Annotated in this window: 3 protein-coding genes; all 3 read right to left on the bottom strand. The window is 56.6% G+C overall.

Features of this window, described 5'->3' with window-relative positions; translation table 11 throughout:
• A partial coding sequence (locus ACWD35_RS45580; protein ID WP_451357194.1) for a division plane positioning ATPase MipZ occupies positions 1-291 on the bottom strand: 291 nt, incomplete at its 3' end.
• A 70-nt stretch (positions 292-361) separates the two neighbouring features.
• Complete coding sequence (locus ACWD35_RS45575; RefSeq protein ID WP_427348605.1) at positions 362-601, bottom strand: WGR domain-containing protein; 240 nt, start codon at positions 599-601, stop codon at positions 362-364.
• Between the two features lie 58 nt (positions 602-659).
• On the bottom strand, positions 660-1176 hold a 517-nt coding region (locus ACWD35_RS45570; RefSeq protein WP_451357193.1), incomplete at its 5' end, for a recombinase family protein.

The raw sequence follows: 1176 nt of genomic DNA, 5'->3' as shown, positions 1-1176 counted from the left end.
GGCGGCAGTGACAAGCGGGTTATCAGCTCCCGGCGTGTCGATGATAGTAAGGGTAAACTTCTGATCGGCCAACGTAGCTAGGGCGTGGTTTAGCTCTGTCTCGGAGTTCACACGATCGAAACCGGGCGTTTCCGCCGTGCGCCGGTTGATCCAGTTGGCAAGGGTGCCCTGCCGGTCGAGGTCGAGCATAAACACCCGCTCGCCCGCTTCTTCGGCCGCGACGGCGAGGCTAGCGGCAAGCGAGCTTTTCCCGCTCCCGCCCTTTTGGGTGACAAGGACAAGTGTTTTCATGGGGGAACAGTAACGCAAAACTCTTAACGTAAAAGTTAAAATGCACGCGCCATAGCGTGTGCGTTATGCGTTATGCGGCATAATTCACACGGTAGCCGCGTTTGATCTTGGCTTGTTGCAGCCTATCTAGGGCTTGCCAGGCCTCCTGGGCGGTGGCGTAGGTGTCCTGGCGCACCTGGCCGCCTCGGCCGATCCTTCCCCATTCACGTACAAGAGAGCATTCGGCAAACAGTGTCTCTTGTAAGCTCATGGCGTAGAAACGTGCCATGTTGCGGCCTTCGTCCTGGCGGGTGAGATAAATGCGAGCCATGGCCCGATTATACACCTGATACGCTCTAACGCATAACGCAAAACGCATGCGTTGTGCGTTATGCGTTAGATATTCGGGAAATCGTGCTGTGGCTGACGTTATAGGAACGGGCGATTTCTCGGATCAGCTCGCCGTTCTCGATGCGCCGTAAGATCTCTTGTCGTTGATGCGGGGTGAGCTTTGGCTTGCGCCCAAACTTGACGCCACGCGCCTTCGCCATCGCCCGGCCGTTGGCTGTGTTTTCCAGTATTCGCTTGCGCTGCCACTTCGCAGCCCATCCGACAACGAACATGATGAGGTCAGACATTTCCGACGTGGTATCTATAAAAGGCTCATCTAGTAGCCGGAGACCCGCGCCTTTTTCCTTCACAGTGCTAAGGATATTCAGCATGTCGAGGGGATCGCGAGCGATGCGGTCGGTTACGGTCGCAAGTACCTGGTCGCCAGGCCCCAGTGCCTTCAGTAGTTTTGCAAGCTGGGGACGGTCGGCAGTGTTCATGCCGCTGCGTTTCTCCTGAAAAACCTGGCAGCATCCGGCCGCCTCCAATTTTTGAAGCTGATAGGCGAGGTCTTGG

The sequence above is a fragment of the Streptomyces sp. NPDC002671 genome, assembly GCF_053592475.1.
The sequence above is the reverse complement of the archived record's forward strand: the minus strand, read 5'-3'. Positions and strand labels throughout refer to the sequence as shown.

Coding starts and splice junctions, on each gene's coding strand:
- ACWD35_RS45575 (WP_427348605.1), bottom strand. CDS start 601: ATGGCTCGCATTTATCTCACCCGCCAGGACGAAGGCCGCAACATGGCA.